Source organism: Bradyrhizobium sp. sGM-13 (assembly GCF_018398875.1).
Classification (GTDB): Bacteria; Pseudomonadota; Alphaproteobacteria; order Rhizobiales; family Xanthobacteraceae; genus Bradyrhizobium.
Window position 1 is genome coordinate 1 of the sequence record NZ_JAGWDK010000335.1, and the last position, 263, is coordinate 263.

Consider the following 263-nt stretch of genomic DNA (forward strand, 5'->3'; position numbering starts at 1 on the left):
TTGTACGCTAACGTCTTCAAAAAAGGCGCGACCGAACGTGAAGAGCTGCGGGTATCAAAAATCACCGTACTGATCCTCGGCGTGATTGCGATTATCCTCGGCGTGCTGTTTGAGAATCATAACATCGCCTTTATGGTGGGGCTGGCGTTTGCCATCGCGGCGAGCTGTAACTTCCCGATCATTCTGCTTTCTATGTACTGGTCGAAACTGACCACGCGTGGCGCGATGATGGGTGGCTGGCTGGGGCTGATTACCGCAGTAGT

General features: G+C 53.2%; 1 pseudogene. It reads left to right on the forward strand.

Annotation, left to right across the window (positions count from 1 at the left end):
• Positions 1–263 (forward strand): annotated as a pseudogene (actP, locus tag KJQ96_RS39245) (cation acetate symporter); the annotation flags it as partial.